Raw genomic sequence first — 18,680 nt, 5'->3', positions numbered from 1 at the left:
GGATGGCCGGGATCGAGGCTGATTACCTTGTCGTAGGGGCGGGCGCCATGGGGATGGCGTTCGTCGACACACTGCTGAGCGAGACGGACGCGACGATCGCGCTCGTCGACGAGAACCACCAGCCCGGCGGGCACTGGAACTCGGTATATCCGTTCGTGCGGCTGCACCAGCCGTCGGCCTACTACGGCGTGAACTCACAGTCGCTGGGCAACGAGGACGAGGTGGACCGCAGCGGTCTGAACGAGGGCTTCTTCGAACTGGCCACCGGCCACGAGGTGTGCGCCTACTACGACCAGGTGATGCGCAACCACATGCTGCCCACCGGACGGCTCACCTACTTTCCGATGGCGCGGTATCTGGGCGACAACACCTTCCGCACCCTCGACGGAGAACAGCGCCGCGTGACGGTGCGGCGCCGGACCGTCGACGCCACCTATCTGCTGACCGTCGTGCAGTCGATGCGCGCGGCGCCGTTCTCGGCCGCCGACGGAATCGACGTGGCCGCCCCCAACGACCTGCCGCGCCGCGCGCCGGCCCACGAGCACTTCACGATCGTGGGTGGCGGCAAGACCGGGATGGACTGCTGCCTGTGGCTGCTGCGCAACGGGGTACCACCCGAGCAGGTGCGCTGGGTCAGGCCCCGCGAGTCGTGGCTGCTGAACCGGGCCAACATCCAGCCGGGGCCGCGGTTCGTCAAGGCGCTGCGCGACTCCGTCGCGGTGCGGATGCAGGTGATCGCCGACGCGGGCTCGCTCGACGATCTTTTCGCCGGGCTCGAGGACGCCCGGATCCTGCTGCGTCTCGACCCCGCGATAACCCCCACCATGTACCACTGCGCGATCGTGTCGGAACGCGAACTGGAGCACCTGCGCCTAATCGGCGATGTGGTGCGTCTCGGCCACATCGATCACGTCGACCACGACCACATCCGGTTGCGCGAGGGCACGGTGACGGTGCCCGCACCCTCGTTGTATGTGGACTGCACGACCCAGGGGCTGCCCCGGCCTCCGTCGGTGCCGGTGTTCGACGGCGACCACATCACACTGCAGAGCGTGCGCAGCTGCCAGCAGGTGTTCAGCTCGGCGTTCATCGCCCACGTAGAGGCCGCCTACCCCGACGACGCCACCCGCAACGAGTTGTGTGTGCCGGTCCCGCACCCCGACGCGCCGATCGACTGGCTTCGGCACACGTTGGCCGACAACGCCGCTCAGTTGCGCTGGTTGCACGACCAGGATCTGATGGAGTGGTTGAAGTCGGCGCGCCTCAACGCCGCGCGCGACCTGTTCCCGGTGTTCCCGCCGGGCAAGGAACGGGTGCGCGACAAGGCGCTGGGCGCCCTCGCCGTGGCGCTGCGCAAGACCAACGAACAGCTGATCGGACTGATGAGCGGCTAGCCGCGCGCGTGCTTGCCCCGCGCGCCGCTCGCCCCGTCGCCGTCGCCGTCGTGTGGAAGATGAAAGCCGTTGCGGCCATTACGGTCCGGCTCGTCGTCGACCATCAGCTGATCGAGGATGCTGCGCCATTCCCGGTCCGGATCGGGAATGGCAACCGGGCGCAGCACGTCGGTGTCGGCCACCACACCGCTGCGCTCCTCCCAGGGCACCTCGTACTCGATGTAGTCGTCTTCGCCGTCGGCCCAATACAGCTCGTGGTCCGGGTCGTACCCCGGGCCCGGATCGGACTGCGGGTCCGGTTCGGTGACGGACTCGGCAGCGGCCTGCGACACCGACCGGATCAGGTCCATCAGGAACAGCGCCGCGACGACGCCGAAGAGCGCGACGAACGCCGGCAGCAGCATCGACTGCGACATCGCCGCGGCGAACGGCGCGTGCAGGAACTCGGGCAACCGCGCCACCTGGCCCTCACCCTGCGGGGGCCCGCCTGCGCCGCCCGGGAGCTTGGCCGACAGCTCGGAGGCCATCAGCGCCGCCATGCCCGCACTGCCCAGCACCGAACCCACCTGCCGGGTGGTGTTGTAGACACCGGAACCGGCACCGGCCAGCTGCGGGGGCAGATTCCTGGTCGCCGTCGCCGCCAGCGGCGACCAGATGAACGCCATCGCCACGCCCATCGCCGTCAGCGGCAGCACCAGCCGCCAGATCGGGGTGGTGGGCGTCATCTCGATGGACAGCCACGTCAGGCCGATCGCCATCAGGGAGAAGCCGAACCCGACCACCGAGCGCGGATGGGCCCGGTCGACGATGCGGCCCACCACCGGCGCCAGCACACCGGTCGCGACGGCCATCGGCGCGGTCAGCACCGCCGCCTGCGTCGGGGTCAGGCCACATACCGCCTGCGCGTAGAACATCAGCGGCAGGATCATCCCGGTGGCGACGAACCCGATCGTCGCCACCCCGAGGTTGGACATCGAGAAGTTCCGGTCCCGGAAGATGATCAGCGGTATCAGCGGTTCGCCGGTGTTGATCGACTGCCAGTACACGAACACCACCATCACCGCGACACCGACGGCGACGGTGGCCCAGATCCAGGCGGCCCAGTGGTGGGCCTGGCCTTCCTGCAGCGCGAACACGATCAGGAACATGCCGACCCCGGACAGCACCACCCCGGGCAGATCGAGGCGCTGCCGGCGCTGAGTCGGCAGCGACGGCACCAGATACACCGCCAGGGCCAAGCCCACGATGCCCACCGGCACGTTGACGATGAAGATCCACTGCCAGCCCAGCGTGTCCACCAGCACCCCGCCGGCCAGCGGTCCGGCCAGCGTCGCGACTCCGGCGGTGGCGCCCCACACGCTCATCGCCACGCCGCGGTTGTGCGCCGGGAAGGTGCGGGTGATCACCGTCAGTGTCTGCGGGGTGAGCAGCGCCGCGCCCACGCCCTGTAGCACCCGGGCGGCGACCAGCATGGCGATGCTGTCCGAAAGCCCGCACCACAGCGATGCGACCGTGAACACCGCCAGACCGAGCAGGTACATGGTCTTGGGCCCGTACCGGTCCCCGAGCCGGCCGGCGACCAGCAGCGGCACGGCGTAGGCCAGCAGGTAGGCGCTGGTCACCCAGATCACCGCGTCGTAGTCGACGTTCAACTGGGCCATGATCGCCGGATTGGCGACGGGCACGATCGTCGCGTCGACCAGGATCATGAAGAACCCGACCAGCAGTGCCCACAACGCGTGCCAGGGGTTGGCACCCCTGGCACGCGGCGTCACGGTTTCGAACATGGTGCAGTCAGCCAGAATTCACTCGGGGGGAGATGATCGTCGCGCCTGACGCTACGGTCCGGCGGAAGCCCCGACAAGTCAGCGCGCGGACGCCCGCGCGCTCAGGCGGACTCGGCGACCGCCTCCTCGGTGACGGCGGCCGGTGACGGGTTGCGGTGCACGCCGGTCAGCAGCAGCGCGGTCAATGCGACGAGGACACCGGCGGCCATCACGACGGCCATCGCGAGCTCGTCGTTGCCCAGCACCCCGACCACCGGCGCGATCGCCGCTCCCATCCCGAACTGCACGGCGCCGAGCAGCGCTGCGGCGGTGCCCGCGGCATCGGGGTGGCGCATCAGAGCGACTGCGGGCGCGTTCGGGATCACCAGGCCCATCGCGGCCAGGATGGCCCACACGGGGATCACGAAACCGAACAGCCCGCCGACGTGCGCGGCGGCCAGCGCGACGAACACCGCGCCGGACACCGAAGCCGCGACCAGCGCCCACAGCATGATCTGCTGCGGGGTGAACCTTTTGAGCAGTACGACGTTGCACTGGGTGGTGCCGATCAGCGCGATCGCACCGGCGCCGAACACCAGCGCGAACGCGGTCTGTCCCAGGCCGAACCGGCCCTGCAGCACGAACGAGGCACCGGCGATGTAGGCGAACAGGCCCGACATGCCCAGCGCGCCGACCATCATCAGGATCACGAACCGCACGTCGCGGAGCAGTTCCAGGTACGTCATCGCGATGCCGCGCACCTTGAGCGGACGGCGGTGGTCGACCGGAAGTGTCTCGGGCAACCCCAGCACCGCCATCACCAGCAGCGCGCCGGCGATGACCACGAGCGCGGCGAACACCCAGTGCCACGAGCCGTGCAGCAGTACCGCGGCGCCCAGCGACGGCGCCAGCACCGGCGCGACACCCAGCACCAGCATCAACCTCGACATGACCGTCGCGGCGGCGTTGTCCTTGTAGAGGTCACCGACGACCGCGATCGCGACCACCATGCCGGCCGCGGCACCCATGCCCTGCAGTCCGCGGGCGATGCCGAGCACGGTGATGTTGGTCGCGAACAGGCACAGCAGCGAGGCGGCCATGTGCACCACGATGCCGGCGAACAGCGGCCTGCGGCGGCCCAGCGAGTCCGACAGCGGACCGATGACCAGCTGCCCGATCGCCAGGCCCGCCAGTGTGCCGGTCAGCGTGAGCTGGGTGACCGACGAGGACACCGAGAGCTCCTCACCGATCCTCGGCAGGGCCGGCAGATACATGTCGATGGTCAGCGGGCCCAACGCCACGAGTAGTCCGAGCACCACGATCATCCGGGTGCGGTTCGGCGGAGCTTCGAGCACGGTTTGCCTCACATCCACGTCCGGGGATATTGCCACTGTTTGGTTAGCGACACTTCCCAATAATTTCTTCCCCGGATCGCCGACCGAGACCGCGATCACATCCGGGCACGTGGCCGCCGTCGCCGTTCGTTGTCTACGCGTTAGCCTGAGATCAGGTTCACAGGGAGGACGCACCCATGAGTGCCAAGTCACGAGCCAAGAATCCGCCCGCGGTCGTCGACGAGGATCCGGGCGTCGCCGCCAAGGCGCTCTCCCAGATCATCGAGCGCGGAGCCCGCGTGCAGGGGCCGGCCGTCAAGGCCTACGTGGAGAGGTTGCGGCACAGCGATCGCGGAGCCGGCCCCGCCGAGATCATCGCCAGGCTGGACAAGCAGTACATGGAGACGGTGACGGCCAGCGGCGCGGCGGTCGGGTCCGCCGCCGCGTATCCCGGCATCGGCACCTTGGTCGCGATGTCGGCCGTGGCCGGCGAGACCGTGGTCTTCCTCGAGGCGACGGCGCTGTATGTGCTCGCCGTCGCCGAGGTGCACGGCATCCCCGCCGAACACCGCGAGCGCCGCCGCGCGCTCGTGCTGTCGGTGCTCGTCGGCGAGGACAGCAAGCGCGCGGTGGCCGACCTCATCGGTCCGCGTCGCACCAGCGGAGCGTGGGTGTCCGACGGCGCTGCGACGCTGCCGCTGCCTGCCCTGTCCACGCTGAACTCACGGCTGCTGCGGTATTTCGTCAAGCGCTACACGCTCAAGCGCGGCGCGTTGGCGTTCGGCAAGATGCTGCCCGTCGGGATCGGCGCCGTCGTCGGCGGTGTCGGCAACCGGTTGATGGGCAAGAGGATCGTCGGCAACGCGCACAAGGCGTTCGGCGAGCCGCCGACCCGCTGGCCCTCCCTGCTGCATCTGCTGCCCCCACAACGTTCGTAGCGCGCCCCGGCGGGCATCCGACTCGCCGCAGCCGGTCCTCGCTGCGTGACCGCAATGACCATAAGTACGTTGCCTGGTCGGGTCGGTGACGGAAGCGCTAGCCTTGAGGCGGCTGAAACGCGGGTAACCGCACACCGGGTCGAAAAGGGGTGGCCGGCTGCCGCGGGGTGCTGGCCCGAAGCGAAGAATTGAGGCGAAAAGCAGCCGTGAGCTCACCTTCACCATTCGGTCAGAACGAGTGGTTGGTCGAAGAGATGTACCGCAAGTTCCGCGAGGATCCGTCATCGGTTGACCCGAGTTGGCACGAGTTCCTCGTCGACTACTCTCCCGAGCCCATGCACGACGCTCCCGCCCCCGGCGGAAGCGGGTCGTCTGTCGGCAGCAACGGCAGGCCGACCGCTCCCCCGGAGCCCGCGCCGGCTCCGGCGCCGGAAACCGCCAACGGTCGGCAGCCGACCAGGACCGACACACCCAAGCCCAGCGACAAAGCGAAGACCAAACCCGCGGACAAGACCCCCGCCAAGAGCGACACCAAACCCACGGACAAAGCCCCCGCGAAGTCGGGCACCGGGACCGACAGGACCGACCGGACCGACAAGTCCGACGCCAAATCCTCGCCCGCGCCGAAGCCCAAGGCCGCGGCCACCTCCGGGGACGACGAGACCCAGGTCCTGCGCGGCGCCGCCGCGGCCGTGGCCAAGAACATGTCCGCCTCGCTGGAGGTCCCGACCGCGACGAGCGTGCGCGCCATCCCGGCCAAGGCGATGATCGACAACCGCATCGTCATCAACAACCACCTCAAGCGCACGCGCGGCGGCAAGATCTCGTTCACCCACCTGCTGGGCTACGCGATCGTGCAGGCGGTCAAGAAGTTCCCGAACATGAATCGGCATTTCGCCGAGACCGACGGCAAGCCGACTGCCGTCACACCCGCGCACACCAACCTGGGCCTGGCCATCGACCTGCAGGGCAAGGACGGTAAGCGCTCCCTGGTCGTCGCCGCGATCAAGAACACCGAGAATATGCACTTCGGGCAGTTCATCGCCGCCTACGAGGACGTCGTGCGGCGTGCCCGCGACGGCAAGCTCACCGCCGAAGACTTTGCGGGCGTGACGATTTCGCTGACCAACCCCGGCACCATCGGCACCGTGCACTCGGTGCCGCGCCTGATGCAGGGCCAGGGTGCGATCATCGGCGCGGGCGCGATGGAGTACCCGGCCGAGTTCCAGGGCGCGAGCGAGGAGCGCATCGCCGAGCTGGGCGTCGGCAAGCTGATGACGCTGACGTCGACCTACGACCACCGCATCATCCAGGGCGCCGAATCGGGCGACTTCCTGCGCACGATCCACCAGCTGCTGCTCGACGACGAGTTCTACGACGAGATCTTCCGCGCTCTGGGCATCCCCTACGAGCCCGTCCGCTGGCGTATCGACAACCCGGACTCCATCGAGGACAAGAACGCCCGCGTCATCGAGCTGATCGCGGCCTACCGCAACCGCGGCCACCTGATGGCCGACATCGACCCGCTGCGGCTGGACAAGACCCGATTCCGCAGCCACCCCGACCTCGACGTCAACACTCACGGCCTGACCCTGTGGGACCTCGACCGCGAGTTCAAGGTGAACGGCTTCGCCGGGGCGACCCACAAGAAGCTGCGCGACATCCTCGGCCTGCTGCGGGACGCCTACTGCCGCCACATCGGCGTGGAGTACACCCACATCCTCGAGCCCGAGCAGCAGCAGTGGTTGCAGGAGCGCATCGAGGTCAAGCACGAGAAGCCGACGGTTGCCGAGCAGAAGTACATCCTGAGCAAGCTCAACGCCGCCGAGGCGTTCGAGACCTTCCTGCAGACCAAATACGTTGGGCAGAAACGGTTCTCGCTAGAGGGCGCCGAAACCGTCATCCCGATGATGGATGCGGCCATCGACCAGTGTGCCGAGCACGGACTCGACGAGGTCGTGATCGGGATGCCGCACCGCGGCCGGCTCAACGTGCTGGCCAACATCGTCGGCAAGCCGTACTCCCAGATCTTCACCGAGTTCGAGGGCAACCTGAACCCGTCGCAGGCGCACGGCTCCGGCGATGTGAAGTACCACCTCGGCGCCAACGGCACCTACATCCAGATGTTCGGAGACAACGACATCGACGTCTCGCTGGTGGCCAACCCCAGCCACCTCGAAGCCGTCGCCCCGGTGCTGGAGGGCATCGTCCGCGCCAAGCAGGACCTGATGAACGTCGGCGAGGAGGTCGACGGCACCGAGCAGTTCTCGGTCGTGCCGATGATGCTGCACGGCGACGCCGCGTTCGCCGGGCAGGGCGTGGTCGCCGAGACGCTGAACCTGGCGCTGCTACGCGGCTACCGCACCGGCGGCACGCTCCACATCATCGTCAACAACCAGATCGGCTTCACCACCTCGCCGAGCGACTCCCGCTCCTCGGAGTACTGCACGGACGTCGCGAAGATGATCGGCGCGCCGATCTTCCACGTCAACGGCGACGACCCCGAAGCCGCGGTGTGGGTGGCCAAGCTGGCCGTCGATTTCCGGCAGAAGTTCAAGAAGGACGTCGTCATCGACATGTTGTGCTACCGCAGGCGTGGCCACAACGAGGGCGACGACCCGTCGATGACCCAGCCGAACATGTACGACGTGATCGACACCAAGCGCGGTGTCCGCAAGTCCTACACCGAGGCGCTGATCGGCCGCGGCGACATCTCGATGAAGGAAGCCGAAGACGCGCTGCGCGACTACCAGGGCCAGCTCGAGCGGGTGTTCAACGAGGTCCGTGAGCTGGAGAAACACACGATCGCTCCGAGTGAGTCCGTGGAGTCCGACCAGATGGTGCCCGCCGGCATGACCACGGCCGTCGACAAGTCCCTGCTGGCCCGCATCGGTGACGCGCACCTGGCGTTCGGCGACGACTTCAACGTGCATCCGCGCGTCAAGCCGGTGCTGGAGAAGCGCCGGGAGATGGCCTACGAGGGCAAGGTCGACTGGGCGTTCGCCGAGCTGCTGGCGCTGGGCTCGTTCCTGGCCGAGGGCAAGACCATCCGGCTGACCGGCCAGGACACGCGGCGCGGCACGTTCACCCAGCGTCACTCGGTGATCATCGACCGCAAGACCGGCCGGGAGTTCACGCCGCTGGAGCTGCTGACCGTCGATGCCGACGGCAACCCGACGGGCGGCCGGTTCATGGTCTACGACTCGGCGCTGTCGGAGTACGCGGCCGTCGGTTTCGAGTACGGCTACTCCGTCGGCAACCCCGACGCGCTGGTGCTGTGGGAGGCCCAGTTCGGCGACTTCGTCAACGGTGCGCAGTCGATCATCGACGAGTTCATCTCCTCCGGCGAGGCCAAGTGGGGCCAGCTCTCCGACGTGGTGCTGCTCCTGCCGCACGGCCACGAGGGCCAGGGACCTGACCACACGTCGGGCCGCATCGAGCGGTTCCTGCAGCTGTGGGCCGAAGGGTCGATGACGATCGCGGTGCCCTCGACACCGGCGAACTACTTCCACCTGCTGCGCCGCCACGGCCTGGACGGGATCCGCCGCCCGCTGATCGTGTTCACGCCGAAGTCGATGCTGCGTAACAAGGCCGCCGTCAGCGACCTGCGGGACTTCACCGAGGCCAAGTTCCGGTCGGTGCTGGAGGAGCCCACCTACACCGAGGGCACCGGCGACCGGTCGAAGGTCAAGCGGCTGCTGCTGACCAGCGGAAAGCTGTACTACGAGCTGGCGGCCCGCAAGGCCAAGCAGGAGCGCGACGACGTGGCGATCGTGCGCCTGGAGCAGCTGGCACCACTGCCGAAGCGACGGCTGGCCGAGACTCTGGACCGGTACCCGAACATCGAGGAGAAGTTCTGGGTGCAGGAGGAGCCTGCCAACCAGGGCGCCTGGCCGACGCTGGGGTTGACGCTGCCCGAGGTGCTGCCGGAGAAGTTCGCCGGCATCAAGCGGATCTCACGGCGCGCGATGTCGGCGCCGTCGTCGGGTTCGTCGAAGGTGCACGCAGTCGAGCAGCAGGAGATCATCGACGAAGCGTTCGCGTAAGGACCGAGGGCCGCCTCCTGCCCCGGCGCGCTTCTTCCGGCGAGCGTGCGTGTTTGCAGCCGACACGCCGTGGATCGTGCGCACTTTGCGCACGGTCACGGTCGGCTGCGGGCGCGGCCGGACGGGCCGCCGATGTTCTCTCAGCGGAAGAACGAGAACGGCACACCGTCGGTGAGCGCATTGACCGCGCGCGGGCAGAAGATCTGAATGGCCAAGCCGGTGAACATGGTCGCGGGCCCCAGCGGGCGCCCGAGCGCGTCGGCGACGTCGGCCGCCACATTCGCCGCGTTCTGCCCCGGTTCGGCGAGCATCGGGCACACCGACTGGCCGACTCGCATCGCGGTGGCCGGATCGATGTCGCCGAGGCGGTAGTTCTGCAACGTCGACAGGAAGACGTCGTTCGCGGTGTCGGCGTGGACCGGGGCCGCGGTGAGCGTCGCGGCCGCGGCGGCCGACGCGCACAGCGCTGCGACGGCCGGGTAGGTCAACTTCATACCCGGACTGTCGTCGCGACGGCTCCGGTCATTACCGCCGTGACCCATTCCGCATCGGTACCCGCGGTACCGGTAAGCTCGCACCAACTCAACACGCGTAGAACACCACGAGGGAGTTGACATGGAGGGCTTTGCCGGAAAGGTCGTCGTCGTGACCGGCGCCGGATCGGGTATCGGTCAGGCGCTGGCGATCGAACTGGGGCGCTCCGGCGCGCACGTGGCGATCAGCGACGTCGACACCGAGGGCCTGGCGGTCACCGAGGAGCGGCTCAAGGCGATCGGCGCCCAGGTGAAGGCCGACCGCCTCAATGTGAGCGAACGCGAAGCGTTCCTGCTCTACGCCGACAGCGTCGCCGAGCACTTCGGCAAGGTCAACCAGATCTACAACAACGCCGGCATCGCGTTCACCGGCGACATCGAGGTCAGCCAGTTCAAGGACATGGAACGGGTGATGGACGTCGACTACTGGGGTGTGGTCAACGGCACCAAGGCGTTCCTGCCGCACCTGATCGCCTCCGGCGACGGACACGTCGTCAACGTCTCGAGCGTCTTCGGCCTGTTCTCGGTGCCCGGCCAGGCGGCGTACAACTCCGCGAAGTTCGCCGTTCGCGGCTTCACCGAAGCACTGCGTCAGGAGATGGCACTGGCCGGACATCCGGTCAAGGTGTCGTGTGTGCACCCCGGCGGCATCAAGACCGCGATCGCACGCAACGCCACCGCCGCCGAGGGGCTCGACGCCGAGGAACTGGCCAAGACCTTCGACAAGAAACTCGCCAGCACGACCCCGGAGAAAGCCGCCAAGATCATCCTCGACGGCGTGCGCAAGAACAAGGCCCGCATTTTGGTGGGCAACGACGCGAAGATGTTCGAGATCGTCATCCGCGTCGTCGGCGCCGGATACCAGAGCCTGTTCCCCAAGGCCGTGGCCCGGCTGACACCGAAGACGAAGTAGCCCGCTCGCCCTCTCGAGCGTGCGGAGCCGGCGCGACGAGCGTGCGGAAAGTGCCTGATCTCGACGGCGTGTCCGCCGCAGACACGCACGGTCGCGGTGAGGGCCAGGCTCAGTTGCCGATGCCGAGTGGGTGGGCGTCGAGCCACTGCCCGGCCACCAGACCCGGCTCGGTGCCCTCGGCGACCATGCGTCGCATGTCCGCCAGCGAACCGGTGTCCAGCACACCGGCGATCTCGTTGAGTGCCAGCACCTGAGACTCGGTCAGCTCGTTGCGCCGATACAGCGGGACCAGGTTCTCGGCGCGGATCAACGCCGTCTTGTCCGACAGCACCACGACCTGCGAGGGCACATCGGGAGCCGCCGTCGTCGTCCACGCCGCGTCGATCTGCCCGGCCCGGAGCGCGGCGAACATGGCGTCGTCGTCGGCGAAGGACCGCGCCGGTGCCAAGGAGCACGTCCCCACCGTCGACGGGTGCGGCACCGCGGCGACCGCGCCGAGCGAGATTCCCTCGCAGCGGCGGGCCATCGCGCCGACGTCGCGACCGCCCCAGTCGTCCGCCGTCTGTTCGGTGACCGCCACGGCCGGCTTGTCCTCGGCCGAGGTGGTGTAGTCACCGGCGGCGACCCCCTCGGGCAGCACCGACAACAGAGTGCGGTAGACCTGCACATCCGACCGCGCCGCGGAGTCGGGCGCGAACCGCGCCAGCAGCGTTCCGGTGAACCCGGGAGCCACCTGCACCTCGTCCCGGTCGAGCGATTCGAGCGGGTCATCGGCCACCGTCACGTGTGCCGGGTTCCCGTAATAACGCAGCGCCGCCGCATACAGGTGGGCGATCAGCTGCGATTCCGGATCGGCCGGCGAGCCGACCGGGATCGACGGGGGCGACGACTGGCCACCGCACCCGGCCAGTATCCCACCGGCCATCACCACGGCCGCCAGCCGCAGCAAGGGGCCCCGAAAACTGTTGCGGCTCAGTCGACTAGTCCTCAGAGGCGGCGGCAACCGCGGCGGCCACCGCGGGGCCCACCCGCGGATCCAGCGCGCTCGGGACGATATGGTCGACGGCGAGATCGTCGCCGACGACCGAGAAGATCGCCTCGGCCGCAGCGACCTTCATCTTCTCGGTGATGCGCCGGGCGCCGGCATCCAGCGCCCCACGGAACACCCCGGGGAAAGCCAGCACGTTGTTGATCTGGTTCGGGAAATCGCTGCGGCCGGTCGCCACCACGGCCGCGTATTTGCGGGCTGCGTCCGGATGGATCTCGGGATCGGGATTCGACAGTGCGAACACGATCCCGTTGGGCGCCATCGTCGCGATGATGTTCTCCGGGACCAGACCCGCCGACAGACCAAGGAACATGTCGGCGCCGTCGAGCGCCTCGGCGATCCCCCCGGTACGGCCGGCCGGGTTGGTGCGCTCGGCAAGCGCGGCCTTGAACGGGTTCAGGTCATCACGGCCGGTGTGGACGATCCCCTTGGAATCGAGCACCGTGACGTCGGCGATGCCCTTGGCCAGCAGAATGTTCGCGCACGCCACCCCGGCGGCGCCGGCACCGGAGATCACCACGCGCAGCGTATTCATGTCGCGGTCGAGCACCTTCGCCGCACCGTGCAGCGCGGCGAGCACCACGATCGCGGTGCCGTGCTGGTCGTCGTGCATCACCGGGCAATCCAGGGCCTCGATGACACGCCGCTCGATCTCGAAACAGCGCGGGGCGGAGATGTCCTCCAGATTCACCGCGCCGAAGCTGGGCCGCAGCCGGATCAGCGTCTCGACGATCTCGTCGGGATCGTTGGTGTCCAGCACGATCGGGATCGAGTCCAGCCCGCCGAACGTCTTGAACAGGGCGCTCTTGCCCTCCATCACCGGCAGCGACGCCGCCGCACCGATGTCCCCGAGCCCCAGCACCGCGCTGCCGTCACTGACGACCGCGACCAGCCGGTTCGCCCACGTGTACTTCGCGGCCAGCGTCTTGTCCGCCGCGATCGCCCGGCTGACCTGGGCCACACCCGGGGTGTATGCGATCGACAGCGCCCGCTGGGTGTCCAGCGGCGACTTCAGTTCGACCGAGAGCTTGCCGCCCTCGTGAGCCTCGAAGATCTCGCTGTCCTCGATGACGACCTGCGGCGTGCGCTCGACCGATCCCACTGATTCCGACACGGGCGTCAGGGTAGTCCACCCCGTGAACTCACCGGAACGGGTTCCCCCGCGGTGAGAACGACGGCGCAGACCGGCGCGTACGATTCTCGCCGGTGCCCGAAGGGCAGGTCCGAGCCCTGCGCCCTGACGAGGGGAGGTCGCACATGCCGGCGTTCCGTGCGTTGCCGCCGTCGATGGGCCGTCCTACCGGCACGGCGCGCGGTGCAGGTCAGGACGGTCCGGACGCGAGGCGAATCCACCTCCCGGTTTCGCAGGCGATGGTCGACTGCGGCGTCTACTCCGAAGGCCAACGGTTGCCCGGCAAGTACACCCACGCCGCGGCGCTGGCCAAGGTGCACGAACTCGAAGCCGAAGGGAAAGCGGCCTTCGTCTGGATCGGTCTGCACGAACCCGACGAACAACAGATGCAGACCGTCGCCGACGTCTTCGGCCTGCACGAACTGGCCGTCGAGGACGCCGTACACGCCCACCAGCGCCCGAAACTCGAGCGCTACGACGACATGCTGTTTTTGGTCCTCAAGACCGTCACCTATGTCGAGCACGACTCGATGGCCAAGGCCCGCGAGATCGTCGAGACCGGCGAGGTCATGATCTTCGTCGGCAAGGACTACGTCGTCACCGTGCGCCACGGTGAACACGGCGGGCTCGCGGGGGTGCGCAAACGCCTGGAGAGCTCACCGGCGAATCTGAGGCTCGGCCCGCACGCGGTGATGCACGCGATCGCCGATCAGGTCGTCGACACCTACCTCGACGTGACCGATCTGATCGAGAACGACATCGACGCCATGGAAGAGGACATCTTCTCGCCGCAGGCGCGCACCGACATCGAGAGCATCTACCTGCTCAAACGTGAGGTCGTCGAACTGCGGCGGGCCGTCAGCCCGCTGGCCACCGATCTGCAGAGCATCGGCAGCGACCACGCCGATCTGGTCGACGCCGAGATCCGCCGCTACATGCGCGACGTCCTCGACCACACCATCAAAGCCGCCGACCGCATCGCCAGCTTCGACGAGATGCTGAGCTCGATGGTGCAGGCCGCGCTCGGTAAAGTCGCGATGCAGCAGAACGTCGACATGCGCAAGATCTCGGCCTGGGTCGCCATCGCCGCCGTACCCACCGCGATGGCAGGCATCTACGGCATGAACTTCGACGCGATGCCTGAATTGCACTGGGAATTCGGCTATCCGATGATCCTGCTGGTGATGACCACGGTGTGCGTGCTGCTGTACCGCAACTTCCGGCGCAACAACTGGCTCTGATTCTCGCCGAAATCGCATTCCACGCGCAGAATCTCGCGGTGATCCCGCGCTGACTGCAATCTCGGCCGAATCAGGGGCGGCTCGCCGCTCAGGTTGGATTGGCGGCTCGCCGCTCAGGTTGGATTGGCGGCTCGCCGCCGTGGGTCCGTCGGATCGACCCCGTCCTGCACCCACGCCTCCCTCATCGCGTCCGCACCCTTGAGTCGCACCCACGCCGCCTCCGTCGGAGTGATCGGCACCGCCGAGAGCAGCGTCACCGGCGACAACGGCTCGGGCAACACGACGTCGTCGATATCGCTGTGGCCCAACAGAAACGCCGTGAACGGCGCGCCTTCCCACAGCGGCGTCTCGAGGTCGACCAGCGCGTCGGGCGCCAGAACCAGACCCTCGACCGCGGGGGCCGCCGCGACGATCGCGACCGAGCGCGACAACCCGGCAGGCGAGGGGCCACGCAACGCGACCACGACCTCCGCACGGGGACCCTGCACCGGATCGGCCACCATGTCGGTCGGGTCGACCATCGGATGCCGCGAGCACCCCAGCGAAACATACTGCACCGCAGCATCTCCCGGCCCGGCGAAGCGCAGCACGTCGATGCGTTCGGTGCCCAGGAAGGTGACGCTGGTAATGCCCGGCTCGGCGGTGATGCCGTTGCGGGCGAAGTGATCCCGCACATGCGCACGAACCAGGTCGAGAACCTCGGTCATGCGCGCACTTCCGGCAGGGACAGGTTGCTTCCGGTACGGGGATCGAACAGCTGCACGTTGGCCGGATTCAACGCCAGCTGCACGGTCGACCCGGGCTTGGCCGCCGAATGCACCGGAAACCGTGCGACGAACTCGTTCTCACCGGCCGCCGACTCCGCGGCGACCTCGGCCAGCTGCACCGCCTGCGCCGCGGGGCCGTCTACCCCGAAGTAGACGTACTTGTCGGCGCCCAGCGTCTCCACCATCTCGACGGTGACCTCGAACACCAGGGCGCCGATCTTGGCATAGGCGTCGATGACGGCCGCGTCCTCGAGGTGTTCTGGACGGATCCCCGCGATCAGGTCATCGGCGAAGCGGTGATCCCTGAGCCGCTCGTAGACGGCTCCGGTCAACGGGATCTCACCGAAAGGCAACCGGATACCGAGCTCGGTCAGCGCGGCCGGGAAGAAGTTCATCGCCGGGGAACCGATGAACCCGGCCACGAAAAGGTTGACAGGTGAGCGGTACAACTCCTCGGGGGTGCCGATCTGCTGCACAGCGCCACTCGACATCACCACCACCCGGTCACCGAGCGTCATGGCCTCGGTCTGGTCATGGGTCACATAGAGCGTCGTCGTCCCGAGCCGCTTCTGCAGACGCGCGATCTCGGTGCGCATCTGCCCCCTCAGCTTCGCATCGAGATTCGACAACGGCTCGTCCAGCAGGAAGGCCTTGGGATTCCGCACGATGGCGCGCCCCATCGCGACCCGCTGGCGCTGACCCCCCGAGAGCTGGCTCGGCTTACGGTCCAGCACGGCAGTCAGGTCAAGGGTTTTCGCCGTCTGCTCGACCTTCTGCGCGATCTCGTACCTGTTCAGCTTGGCCAGGGTCAGCGGGAACGCGATGTTCTCGCCCACCGTCATGTGCGGGTAGAGAGCATACGACTGGAACACCATCGCGATGTCGCGGTCTTTGACCGACCGCTCGTTGACCCGCTCACCGTCGATACGCAACTCGCCGGAGGTGATCTCTTCGAGTCCGGCGATCATGTTGAGCGTGGTGGACTTACCGCAACCCGACGGCCCGACCAGGATCACGAATTCGCCGTCGGCGACCGTGATCGACAGGTCGCGCACAGCCGCCGTGCCGTCGGGGTAACTCTTGGTCACCCCGTCCAAAACGATCTCAGCCATCGGCTCCCTCTCACCGCACGGGCCCGGGCATCACACCGATACCCGCCCCTGCGACGGGATTGTCCCGCGGGGCAAAACTAGGGCCAACGCGTCGCCGAGTGCAACATCGTCACCGCAGGCCGCCGCGGTGCACGACGCAGGAGTCAGATGGTCAGGCGGGCGAGCAGATCCCGGCCGCGCTCGGCGTTCTGCGGGTCGCAGAGCACGTCGTAGCGTCCGGCCACCAGCTGCAGCGTCGAACTGAAATCTCTTGTCCCGCGCGCCATCGCATACGGGATCGCCGAGGTGATCAGGCCGAAGAACACACCGGCGATCAACCCGGTGACGAGCGCACTCCACGGGTTGGGGCTGAAGAACCCGAGAATCAAACCGATGAACAGGCCCAGCCAGGCGCCGGTGAGCACCCCGCCGCCGAGCACCTTCGGCCACGTCAACCGTCCTGTGACGCGCTCGACCTGCATCAGGTCCACGCCGACGATGGTGACCTGCTGGACCGGAAACTCTTGGTCGGACAGGTAGTCCACGGCGCGCTGCGCCTCCGCATAGGTGGGATACGAACCGATCGGCCAACCCTTGGGCGGGGTCGGAAGGCCTACCGGGCGACCACGTCCCGTGGCCGGGCCGCCGGGCGCCGCAGCGGGATTCTGTCCTGGCTGAAACGGGCTGGTCATCTCGTCACTCCTTCGCTACGCCCACGTAACGCTAGTCCCCTGATCAACGAGCGGCACCCCCGGAAGGTGCCGCCGCGGCGCTCACCTCGGGTTTCCCACGGCTAGGCTAGGTTGATCAGCATGACAAATTCGGACAACGACGCAGGCCGTAGCGAATCGTCCGACTCCCCCACGGGAGGGTCCGAACCTTCCTCGGCCGGTTATGAAGCGCCTCCGATCGAGCACACCCAGGGCACCGCGGCCGAGCAGCCGCAGAACTACCCGCCGGCATACAACCCGCCGCCGGTCTCGGGGTACGACCAGCCTCCGGCGTACACGCCGACCACCGGCTACCCGCCGCCCGGGGGGTTCGCGGCGCCGGACTATCCGCCGCCCGCCGGTTACCCGCCGCCCTACCCCGACGCCGGCCCGCCCGCGCCCTACCCGGGCCCCGGCTACGCCCCACCGGGATACCCGCCCCCGGATTTCGGTGGCCCGTCCTACCCGCCGCCGCCGTACGGCGCCGTACCCGGCGGATATCCGCCCGCCGGCGGGTGGACCGGGGCCGAGTTCGGTTACGGGCCGCCGCCCCCGCAGGGCACCAACACCATGGCGATCGGCTCCCTGGTGGCCTCGTGCGTCGGCCTGTTCTGTTGCCTGGGGTCCATCGTCGGGATCGTGCTCGGCATCGTGGCGATGGGCCAGATCAAGCAGACCCACCAGGACGGCAACGGGCTGGCGATCGCCGGCATCGTCGTCGGTGTGCTCACCCTTCTGATCAGCGGCATCGCCACCCTGGCCATCATCGGCTCGGGCTCCTGACCCGCGGGACCACTTAGCTCGGCGGCTGGAACCTCTCGCCCTTGCGCTGCATACCCGCGGCCCTGCCCTTGCCCGCGATCACCAGCGCCATCTTGCGGCTGGCCTCGTCGATCATCTCGTCGCCGAGCATCGCCGCTCCCCTGGCGCCGCCGGCCTTCGAGGTGTGCCACTCGTAGGCTTCCAGGATCAATTCGGCATGGTCGTAGGCCTCCTGACGGGGGCTGTAGATTTCGTTGCCCGCCTCGATCTGGTCGGGATGCAGCACCCACTTGCCGTCGTAGCCCAGCGCCGCCGAGCGGCCCGCGACCCGCCGGAACGCTTCGACGTCCCGCACCTTCAGATACGGGCCGTCGATGGCGGCGATGCCGTTGGCGCGTGCCGCCACCAGGATCCGCATCAACACGTGGTGATAGGCGTCGCCCTCGCCGTACCCTTCGGGCTGCTCCCCGACTTCCAGAGTCCGCATGTTCAGGCTCGCCATCAGATCAGCGGGACCGAGCACCAGGGCCTGGACCCGGGGTGCCGCGGCGATGAGGTCGACGTTCGTCAGCCCCTTGGCGTCCTCGATCTGGGCCTCGATACCGATGTGCCCCAATGGCAGATCGTGCGTGGCCTCCAGCTGGCCGAGCAGGAGATCGAGGGCGTACACGTGTGACACGTCGGTCACCTTGGGCAGCACCACGACGTCCAGCGCGGTCCCAGCCCTGGCGACCACCTCGATGATGTCGGCATGCGTCCACGGGGTGGTCCAGTCGTTGACGCGCACCCCGCGCAGCGCTCCGGACCACCCCGGCTCGGCCAGCGCCGCGGCAACCTGCTCGCGCGCCTGCGCCTTGGCCTCCGGGGCGACGGCGTCCTCAAGGTCGAGGAACACCTGATCGGCGGGAAGGGTCTTGGCCTTCTGGATCATCTTCGCGCTGCTGCCCGGCACGGACAGGCACGTCCGACGGGGTCGATACCGGTTTTCCACAACAACACTCTCTA

The 18,680-nt window shown here is 68.2% G+C and carries 15 protein-coding genes; 6 read left to right on the top strand and 9 right to left on the bottom strand.

Annotation, left to right across the window (positions count from 1 at the left end):
- Window positions 1–2 precede the first annotated feature (2 nt).
- On the top strand, window positions 3–1,394 hold the full coding sequence (locus tag ACTWP6_RS06115) for an NAD(P)/FAD-dependent oxidoreductase (RefSeq protein ID WP_260754710.1): 1,392 nt from the start codon (window positions 3–5) through the stop codon (window positions 1,392–1,394).
- On the opposite strand, the gene ACTWP6_RS06110 is transcribed toward ACTWP6_RS06115, so the two are convergent.
- Together ACTWP6_RS06110 and ACTWP6_RS06105 are read right to left on the bottom strand one after the other, a co-directional pair.
- Window positions 1,391–3,181: an MFS transporter gene (locus tag ACTWP6_RS06110; protein WP_260754711.1), complete on the bottom strand. Its 1,791-nt coding sequence runs from the start codon at window positions 3,179–3,181 to the stop codon at window positions 1,391–1,393. The two genes, ACTWP6_RS06115 and ACTWP6_RS06110, sit on opposite strands and share 4 nt — an antisense overlap.
- 101 nt (window positions 3,182–3,282) lie before the next feature.
- Complete coding sequence (locus ACTWP6_RS06105) at window positions 3,283–4,551, bottom strand: multidrug effflux MFS transporter (RefSeq protein WP_396884615.1); 1,269 nt, start codon at window positions 4,549–4,551, stop codon at window positions 3,283–3,285.
- 140 nt (window positions 4,552–4,691) lie between these two features.
- Here ACTWP6_RS06105 and ACTWP6_RS06100 point away from each other — a divergent pair, with 140 nt between their 5' ends.
- Both ACTWP6_RS06100 and ACTWP6_RS06095 read left to right on the top strand, forming a co-directional pair.
- Window positions 4,692–5,432, top strand: coding sequence for a hypothetical protein (locus ACTWP6_RS06100; RefSeq protein WP_443187136.1), 741 nt, complete (start codon window positions 4,692–4,694; stop codon window positions 5,430–5,432).
- 254 nt (window positions 5,433–5,686) lie between these two features.
- Entirely contained in the window at window positions 5,687–9,478 is a 3,792-nt protein-coding gene (locus ACTWP6_RS06095) for a multifunctional oxoglutarate decarboxylase/oxoglutarate dehydrogenase thiamine pyrophosphate-binding subunit/dihydrolipoyllysine-residue succinyltransferase subunit (RefSeq protein ID WP_260758231.1), read from the top strand.
- A 140-nt stretch (window positions 9,479–9,618) separates the two neighbouring features.
- On the opposite strand, the gene ACTWP6_RS06090 is transcribed toward ACTWP6_RS06095, so the two are convergent.
- A complete protein-coding gene (locus tag ACTWP6_RS06090) occupies window positions 9,619–9,972 on the bottom strand; it encodes a DUF732 domain-containing protein (protein WP_443187135.1) in 354 nt (117 codons plus the stop codon).
- A 121-nt stretch (window positions 9,973–10,093) separates the two neighbouring features.
- Between ACTWP6_RS06090 and ACTWP6_RS06085 the strand changes: the two genes are divergently transcribed.
- Window positions 10,094–10,924, top strand: a complete 831-nt coding sequence (locus tag ACTWP6_RS06085; protein ID WP_443187134.1) for an SDR family NAD(P)-dependent oxidoreductase — start codon at window positions 10,094–10,096, stop codon at window positions 10,922–10,924.
- Between the two features lie 109 nt (window positions 10,925–11,033).
- On the opposite strand, the gene ACTWP6_RS06080 is transcribed toward ACTWP6_RS06085, so the two are convergent.
- Window positions 11,034–11,849, bottom strand: a complete 816-nt coding sequence (locus ACTWP6_RS06080) for a glycine betaine ABC transporter substrate-binding protein (RefSeq protein WP_260758232.1) — start codon at window positions 11,847–11,849, stop codon at window positions 11,034–11,036.
- A gap of 55 nt (window positions 11,850–11,904) precedes the next feature.
- Window positions 11,905–13,086, bottom strand: coding sequence for an NAD(P)-dependent malic enzyme (locus tag ACTWP6_RS06075; protein ID WP_443187133.1), 1,182 nt, complete (start codon window positions 13,084–13,086; stop codon window positions 11,905–11,907).
- Window positions 13,087–13,229: 143 nt separating this feature from the next.
- Between ACTWP6_RS06075 and corA the strand changes: the two genes are divergently transcribed.
- Window positions 13,230–14,345, top strand: coding sequence for a magnesium/cobalt transporter CorA (corA, locus tag ACTWP6_RS06070; protein WP_443187132.1), 1,116 nt, complete (start codon window positions 13,230–13,232; stop codon window positions 14,343–14,345).
- 113 nt (window positions 14,346–14,458) lie between these two features.
- Here the strand turns inward: corA and ACTWP6_RS06065 are convergent, their stop codons facing one another.
- The 3 genes from ACTWP6_RS06065 to ACTWP6_RS06055 all read right to left on the bottom strand — a co-directional run bounded on the left by ACTWP6_RS06065 (window position 14,459) and on the right by ACTWP6_RS06055 (window position 16,895).
- Window positions 14,459–15,052: a suppressor of fused domain protein gene (locus ACTWP6_RS06065; protein ID WP_443187131.1), complete on the bottom strand. Its 594-nt coding sequence runs from the start codon at window positions 15,050–15,052 to the stop codon at window positions 14,459–14,461.
- Window positions 15,049–16,224 carry an ABC transporter ATP-binding protein gene (locus ACTWP6_RS06060; RefSeq protein ID WP_260754717.1) on the bottom strand — a complete coding sequence of 392 codons (1,176 nt, stop codon included), beginning with the start codon at window positions 16,222–16,224 and terminating at the stop codon, window positions 15,049–15,051. The genes ACTWP6_RS06065 and ACTWP6_RS06060 overlap by 4 nt, the downstream gene beginning before the upstream one ends.
- Before the next feature lie 143 nt (window positions 16,225–16,367).
- Window positions 16,368–16,895, bottom strand: coding sequence for a general stress protein (locus ACTWP6_RS06055; protein ID WP_260754718.1), 528 nt, complete (start codon window positions 16,893–16,895; stop codon window positions 16,368–16,370).
- Between the two features lie 120 nt (window positions 16,896–17,015).
- Here ACTWP6_RS06055 and ACTWP6_RS06050 point away from each other — a divergent pair, with 120 nt between their 5' ends.
- A complete protein-coding gene (locus ACTWP6_RS06050) occupies window positions 17,016–17,696 on the top strand; it encodes a DUF4190 domain-containing protein (RefSeq protein ID WP_260754719.1) in 681 nt (226 codons plus the stop codon).
- Window positions 17,697–17,709: 13 nt separating this feature from the next.
- Here the strand turns inward: ACTWP6_RS06050 and ACTWP6_RS06045 are convergent, their stop codons facing one another.
- On the bottom strand, window positions 17,710–18,666 hold the full coding sequence (locus ACTWP6_RS06045; RefSeq protein WP_260754720.1) for an HpcH/HpaI aldolase/citrate lyase family protein: 957 nt from the start codon (window positions 18,664–18,666) through the stop codon (window positions 17,710–17,712).
- Between the last annotated feature and the right edge of the window lie 14 nt (window positions 18,667–18,680).

Source organism: Mycobacterium sp. 4D054, assembly GCF_052245755.1.
In the GTDB taxonomy this organism is placed as follows: Bacteria; Actinomycetota; Actinomycetes; order Mycobacteriales; family Mycobacteriaceae; genus Mycobacterium.
Note: the sequence above shows the minus strand (reverse complement) of the source record. Positions and strands in the feature narration are given on the sequence as shown.